Annotated in this window: 5 protein-coding genes and 1 pseudogene; 2 read left to right on the top strand and 4 right to left on the bottom strand. The window is 74.8% G+C overall.

Translation table 11 applies throughout. The features are described from left to right. Window positions 1-262, top strand: a pseudogene (locus E1291_RS43535) (hypothetical protein); the annotation flags it as partial. A 415-nt stretch (window positions 263-677) separates the two neighbouring features. On the opposite strand, the gene E1291_RS37175 reads toward E1291_RS43535, so the two are convergent. The 4 genes from E1291_RS37175 to E1291_RS37160 form a co-directional block, all read right to left on the bottom strand. Then, complete coding sequence (locus E1291_RS37175) at window positions 678-1,325, bottom strand: tetratricopeptide repeat protein (protein ID WP_242614617.1); 648 nt, start codon at window positions 1,323-1,325, stop codon at window positions 678-680. A 91-nt stretch (window positions 1,326-1,416) separates the two neighbouring features. Next, on the bottom strand, window positions 1,417-2,907 hold the full coding sequence (locus E1291_RS37170) for an NYN domain-containing protein (RefSeq protein ID WP_131742741.1): 1,491 nt from the start codon (window positions 2,905-2,907) through the stop codon (window positions 1,417-1,419). Window positions 2,908-3,228: 321 nt separating this feature from the next. After that, the gene (locus E1291_RS37165; RefSeq protein WP_131742740.1) at window positions 3,229-4,854 is read right to left on the bottom strand and encodes an alkaline phosphatase D family protein; all 1,626 of its coding nucleotides are present in this window, start codon (window positions 4,852-4,854) and stop codon (window positions 3,229-3,231) included. A gap of 95 nt (window positions 4,855-4,949) precedes the next feature. Further along, a complete protein-coding gene (locus tag E1291_RS37160; protein ID WP_131742739.1) occupies window positions 4,950-5,981 on the bottom strand; it encodes an NADP-dependent oxidoreductase in 1,032 nt (343 codons plus the stop codon). Between the two features lie 78 nt (window positions 5,982-6,059). Here E1291_RS37160 and E1291_RS37155 point away from each other — a divergent pair. Then, a partial coding sequence (locus tag E1291_RS37155) for an AfsR/SARP family transcriptional regulator (RefSeq protein ID WP_165495478.1) occupies window positions 6,060-7,161 on the top strand: 1,102 nt, incomplete at its 3' end.

Below are 7,161 nucleotides of genomic sequence, written 5' to 3'. Positions count from 1 at the left end.
CGTCGGCGCCCACGTCTTCGTCGACGCCGACCTCCCCCGCCTCCGCGACCACGGCCACGACCACGGCCACGATGCGCCACGGAACACGGTCCCCGTCCCGCCCGACTGGCCCGACGTCCCCTGCGGCTACCTGCGCACCGGCACCTCACCCGCCCACGACCCGGCAGCCAAGCAGGCCCGCCTAAGAGGCTGGCCGGTCACCGAACACCCCGAACGAACAAGCCTGGCCCAATCCCTAACAACCCTGATAACGACCCTCTAAGACCCCACACCCGCGACAGCACGCACACCCCCGCCTCGCGGCCCCGGCAACACCCGCACGCGGCTCCATCACCCTCCCCGCCCTCCCAGCGGCGACCCGAGCCGCCACGCGAGCGCGCTACCGGCCCGCTTGAGGCAAAGCCCGGAGAGGCTGGACGCGTGGTTCTGCATGCGGGTGAGGCTGAAGCACGTCGCAGGCTTACGGCCGCGGCAACGGCCGTAAGCGGCCCCTCTGCCTTCCGTGGGCTCATACCGGGCGCGACGACCTGAGCCGTCGCGCGAGCGCGCTGCCTGAGCGGCGGGGCGACGCCGAAGGCGAGCCCCGCCGGGAAGATCGCGAAGCGATTCGCGCTCGCACCAAGAACGGTCACGAAGCGAGCCGCCAGGCGAGCGCAGTGGGCCGGTCTTGAATAAGTTCAGCCGTTCTTCAGGAGGTCGTCCAGGAGGGCGTCGTAGTCGTCCTCGGCGCGGCCCAGGTCGATGCGGGCGCGGTAGCGGAGGCGGAGGAGGGCTTCGAGGCTGTCCTCGGCGATGGCGGTGTCGTCGGGGCCCGGGGTGAGGGTGCCGACGCCGGTGGGCGGGGCCTCGGCGGGGCCGCCGCCGTTGCCGGTGCCGACGGCGCGCTCGCGCAGCGACAGGACGACGTCGGCGCCGCTGGTGGCCCATTCGTGCGCGCCGGACGCGTCGCCCTGGGCGTACAGCACCTCGGCGACGGCGCGGTAGACCTCCGGGTCGCGCGGGTCGTCGGCGCGGATCTCGGCCACCAGCCGGCGGGCCTCGTCGGCGTGGCCGAGTTCGAACAGCGCGTCGGCGAGGTAGGCGCGCGGGTCTCCGTAGACCTCGCCGCCGTCGTCGAGGGCCCTGCGGTACAGCTCCGCGGCCCGGGCGTGGTCGCCCGCGTGCTGCCACTGCTCACCCGCGCGCAGGAGCACGTTCGCCCGCGACACCCCGCCCGACACCGCCTCGGCCAGCTCGGACAGCCGGCGGGCCGCGGAGATGTGATCGCCGGTGCGCAGGGTGTCGAACTCCAGATCGTCGAGATCGTCTTCCGTCACATGCGTCACGCTTCAACGCTACCCGCCGGCCGGCGACCGAAGCGGGCGAATCGATGATGATCGTGAATTACCCACGCGTACCCGTCAGTCGGTTCGGCGGTCACCTGCGGGAACGTTCGAGGGCGTCCCAGAATCCGCGGCGCAGCGCGTGCCGCACCTCGTCGTGCAGGAGGAAGTCGATGGGCAGCGAGGAGCCCTGGAGGAGGCGGGCCTCCAGGTCGGAGGGCATGCGCGGTTTGCGGGCGAGGACGGCCTCCAGCCACAGCGCGGGCGCGTCCCGGGCGACGGACTCGCCGAAGTCCTGGCCCTCCTGGTGGGCGGCCTTCACCGCGTCGGCGAGGGTGGGGGTGTTCTGCTGCGCGGGGACGGGCGAGATCTGCTGCGGGCTGGTGTAGGGGCCGTGCGGCTGCGTCGCGGGAAGGGGCAGCGGCTGGGACTGGTTCGACGGCAGTGTCTGCGGCGGGGGCGGCGGGGACGGTGCCGGGATCGGCGAGCCGTACTGCGGTCCGATGGACGGCGGCAGCGGCGTGGGCGCCGTGGAGGAGGCGGAGGTCGGCGCGGGCTGGAGCGGCGGCGACTGGAGCGGCGGGGGCTGGAGCGGTGAGGGCTGGAGCGGTGAGGGCGTGGCGCCGGTGGCCGCGCCGTTGCCGAACGAGGAGCCGAGCGCGCCGCCCGGCAGCGGGACGGGGCCGGTCGACATGCCCGTGCCGGCGGTCATCGCCGGGCCGAGGTCGCGGATCGGGGACGGGGTCGGCGCCGGGGACGGCGGCGGCGTGATCGGCGGGACGGGCGAGGCGGGCGAGACCGGCGGCCGGCCGCTGAGCGGGGACGCGGGCGGGGGCCCGTTGTGCGCGGTCGTCTGGAGGGGACCGAGCGGGTTCGTGGTGCCGTGCCCGTTCGACAGCGGGCTGGTGGCGAGCACGGGATGGATGGACGGTGCGCCGGACCCGGTTCCGCTGCCCGTACCGAGCGACGGGGGCGAGGACGAGGCCGACGAGGACGACGACGAGGCCGTGAGGGCAGGGAGCGAGGACGAGCCGGACGCGCTCTCGACTCCGGCGAGCAGGTTCACGTACGGGCGCAGGTGGCCGGAGCCGATCTCGATGAGGTCGTCGCACTCCTGCCGCAGCACCCGGGAGATCGTCCAGTTGCCGTCGACGGCGACGTGCACGACCGTGACGCGGACGCCGAGGTCCTGGGCGTCGGCGACGACCTGGGCGAGGTCCTCGTCACCGCTGACGACGACCGCGTCGGCGAGCGCGCCGTTGCGGGCGAGGGTGCCGAGGTCGCGGTGGATCTCGGTGTCGACGCCCTCGCGGCGGCCGGGCCGGATCCGGCCGAGCCGCAGTTTGAGGCCGGGCAGGTCGGCGAGCGCCTCGTGCTCGGGGGAGCGGCGGCCCTCGACGGTGGCCTCGTACCAGTAACAGCGCAGCAGGGGCATGCCGGTGCGTTCTCGCGCGAGGTTGCCGAGCAGTTGCAGGAGCCCGCCGAAATCCCATGAGACGGTCTCGCGATGGCGGGTGCCGTGCACCGCCATGGCGCCGTCGGCCAGCAGGTAGCCGGCGTCTACGAACAGCGCGCAGCGATCCATGCGACACCGCCCTTCCTCAACTCGGGGCCTCACCAGATGCCCGATCCTCGGCAGGGCCGGCGAGTGCGACCATGGTCGGCGGCCTGCCTTCCTGCGCTCGGGGATGCGGGCCGGCGTAGTGACCCCGGGGCGCCTATAGCGTAGTGAAGCCCGTCAGCCCCGTAGGCCAATACGGCGATTCGCCACTCTTTCATGACCCTCCGCGGGTTCGCGACTCCCCGGTAACAACGAGCGGCGCCGCGGCGGACGCTACCAGCCGCCGGGGTCCGTCCCGGAACATCCTCATGATCTTTACGGGATGCGGCCGGTGAACATAGGGGGTCAGCGAGTGATCGCGGCGTGTCCCATGGCGGTCAGCGAGGTCGCGTCCCGGGGCGTCTCCCAGCGGACGCGGCAGTCGCGGCCGGACAGCTCCACCGTGGCGATGGCGTTGTCGAACCAGGGGCCGTCGGTCATCCGCCACCGCAGCGGCGGCGCGGGCACCTTGGCCAGCCGGGCGAGGGCCCGGAACGGTCCGGCGGTGAAGCGCCCGCAGGCGACCCGGTTGGCCCACTGGAACTTGCCGACCAGGGGGTTGCGCAGCGGCGAGCAGACGATCTGGGTGATCTCCGAGGCGGTGTCCGGGGCGACGACCCGCGACAGGTAGGAGTAGTGGATGTCGCCGGACAGGAACGAGATGCTGGCGGGGGCCGGGCCCCGCTCGCCCCGGCCGACCGCGACGACGTCGGCGGCCACCTCGCGGAACGAGCGCTCGAACGCGGCCCAGTGCTCCAGGTCGGCCGCCTGGCGGATCTTCTCGCCGAGCGCGGCGCCGCGGCGGCCCCACGCGCCGCCCGCGACGGCCTCGTTCCACGACTCGGCGTGGTGGATCGCCCGCGGCAGCAGGTAGGGCAGGGAACTGGCGATGAGGAGGTGGTCCATGCCGCCCTGGCACTGCCGGTCGAGCCAGCGGAACTCCTCGTCGTCGAGCATGCCGCGGCGGTCGGCGGTGAGCAGCCGGGAGCAGCGGCTGTCGACGACGATCAGCCGGGTGCCGCCCCAGTCGTGCGCGTAGCTCCACCGGGTGGTGGCGGGCTCCCGGTCGGCGCGTTCGGCGAACTCGTCCAGGAGGGCGCCGCCGTCGCCGCCCTCGTCGGACGCCGTCCGCACCGCCTTGTACACGGCGTCGGACGCGCGCTCCTCCGGGGACATGTTCCCGAGGTGCTGGTAGATCCAGTACGAGCCGATGCCGCCGGTGATGCGGGCGCGCCACCACGGCTGCGCCCACATCTCCTCGCGCCAGGCGAACGAGGTGTTCCAGTCGTCCCGGATGTCGTGGTCATCGAAGATCGTGAAGGTGGGGACGGTGGACAGCAGCCACCGCACCGCCGGGTCGTGCCGCCACGCCAGCACGTACAGGTGGGTGTAGTCCTCGAAGTCGGCCGCCTCGTCCACCGGCGGCTCGTCCGGGCCGCGGCGGCCGCGGATGAACGCGCGCATCTCGTCGCTCAGCTCGTCGGCGTACACCTGGTCGCCGACCATGAGCAGGACGTCGGGCCACTCGGGGTCGCCGGTGCCGCGGAGCCGGTGCGCGAACGCGGTGAGCGCGTCGTGCCCGAACCGTTCGGGCGTGCCGGGCGAGCGGCGGCAGGACCCGAACGACAGGCGCAGCCCCCGCTCCGGGGCGAGCGTGCGGATCAGGCTGGGCGGGAACGGCGAGTCCGGCTCCGGCCAGGCCGTGTCGCCGTCGAGGACGACCTCGTAGGGGATCCGCGCGCCCTCGTCGAGCCCGCCGATCTCCACGAGCGCGAAGTGGTGGCCGTGGACGGTGAACGTGCGGGCGGACGCGTCCAGCCCGTGCTCGGCGCCGACGACGCGGACCTCGCACGGGCGATCGGTCTCCACCCAGATCGTCGCGGTGTGAGCGCTCACGTGCCGGAGGTGGGGCCCGAGTACCAATGCGGTCATACCACGTCTCTCTAGCGGACGGAGGGCGTCCGCGTCCACCGGAGCCGCGGTCTCCGCGGTGAACACTGGCGAAGACCGCGCGCCGGAGGGCCCTCTCAGGGGAGGCGGACGAGCATCTTGCCGGTGTTCGCGCCGCGCAGTACGCCGATCAGGGCGTCCGGTGCCCGGTCGAGGCCGTCCACGACGGTCTCCTCGTAGCGCAGGGACCCGTCGGCGACCCATCCGGCGGCCTGCCGCGCGTACTCGGGGAGGAGGTGTTCGTGCGCGCTGACCTGCACGCCGCGCAGGGTGAGCCGCCGCTCGACGATGCGGAACAGGTTCGCGGGGCCGGGCACCGGGCCGGTCGCGTTGTACTCGCTGATCGCGCCGACCAGCGCGGCGCGCGCCCCGGCCCGCATGGCGCCGATGGCGGCCTCCAGGTGGTCGCCGCCCACGTTGTCGATGTAGACGTCGATGCCGTCCGGCGCGGCGGCGGCGAGCTGCGCGGCGATCGGCCCGGCGCGGTGGTCGAGGGCGGCGTCGAAGCCGAAGCGGCGCAGCAGCAGCGCGCCCTTCTCCGGCCCGCCGGCGGACCCAATCACGCGGGCGGCGCCGAACCGGCGGGCGAGCTGCCCGGCGACGCTGCCGACCGCGCCCGCCGCCGCCGACACGTACACGACGTCGCCGTCCCCGACCCGCGCGGCCTCCTTCACCGCCACGTAGGCGGTCAGTCCGGTGGGGCCGAGCGGCCCGAGGTGGGCGGACGCGGGCGCCACCGAGGTGTCGATCACCGCGGCCTCGGCGGCGTCCACGACGGCGTAGTCGCGCCAGCCGAGGAAATGGGCGACCTCCGCGCCGACCGGGACGTCCGCCGAGCGCGAGGCGACGACCTCGCCGACCGCCGACCCGTCGAGCGGCTCGCCGAGCGCGAACGGCGGCATGACCGGTGACGGGACGTCGTTCATCCGCCCGCGCATGTAGGGGTCGACCGACATCCAGGTGTTGCGGACGAGGATCTGCCCGTCGGCGAGGTCGGGGATCTCGGTCTCGGTCAGCTGGAAGTTCCCGGCGGTGGGCTCTCCGGACGGGCGGGAGGCGAGGCGGATCTCGCGGGCGATCGCGTGGCGGGGGGTCCCGGTCGATGTCATGCCCCCACGGTGCCCGGTGCCACTTCAGGTCTCCTCCAGATCCCCTTTGGACCGTCGCGACTCGGCTAGCCTGCGGCTATGCGATTCGGGGTGCTCGGCCCGCTGGCGGTTTGGGCGGGGGACGGGCGGCCCGTGCGGATCCCCGACCGCAAGGTCCGGGCGCTCCTGGCCGACCTCCTCGCCCACGAGGGACGCGTCGTGCCCGCCGACCGGCTCATCGACGATCTGTGGGAGGGCGACCGGCTCCCCCGCAACCCCGCCGCGACCCTGCAGACCCGCGTGTCCCAGCTCCGCAAGGCGCTGGAGGACGCCGAGCCGGGCGGGCGCGCGCTGGTCGTGTCGCGGCGTCCGGGCTACCTGCTGCGCCCCGTGGACGACGCCGTGGACGACACTGCGGACGACGCCGTGGACGACTTCGTGGACGCGGCCCGTTTCCACGCGCTGCTCGCCGAGGCGCGCGCGGCCGGCGACGCGCGGTCGCGGGCCGTCCTGCTCGGCGAGGCCCTGGACCTGTGGCGCGGCCCCGCCTACGCCGACTTCGCCGGCACTGAGTTCGCCCGCCCGGCGATCGCGCGGCTGGAGGAGGACCGGCTCGCCGCGCAGGAGGAGCGCGCCGAGGCCCGGCTGGAGCTCGGCGAGCACGCCGCCCTCGCCGCGGACCTGGCCGGGCTGGTCCGGCTGCACCCGCTGCGCGAGCGGCTCCGCGCCGTCCACCTGCGGGCCCTGTACCGGTCGGGCCGGCAGGCCGACGCGCTCGCCGGGTACGCCGACCTGCGCGAGCGGCTGGCCGACGAGCTCGGCCTCGACCCCGGGCCCGAGCTGGGCGCGCTCCACCAGGCGATTCTCCGGCAGGACCCCGAGCTCGACCCGGCGCCCGCCCCGCCGTCCACGAACCTGCCCGCCCGGCTCACCGGGCTGGTCGGCCGCGCGGACGCGGTCGCGGAGGTCCGCGCGCTGCTGGCCGGGCACCGCCTGGTCACCCTCACCGGTCCCGGCGGCGTCGGGAAGACGAGCCTCGCCCTGGAGGCCGCACGGCCGCCGCCCGCCTCCCGCCCGGCGCCGGGGCCCTTCGAGGACGGCGTGTGGCTGGTAGAGCTGGCCGGCGTCGACCGGGCCCGGGGCACCGTCCCCGAGCTGGTCGCGCCGCTGCTGGCCGCCGGGTGCGAGTCGGTGGCCTCCG

The sequence above is a fragment of the Actinomadura roseirufa genome, from assembly GCF_900659635.1.
Lineage (GTDB): Bacteria > Actinomycetota > Actinomycetes > Streptosporangiales > Streptosporangiaceae > Spirillospora > Spirillospora roseirufa.
Note: the sequence above shows the minus strand (reverse complement) of the source record. Positions and strands in the feature narration are given on the sequence as shown.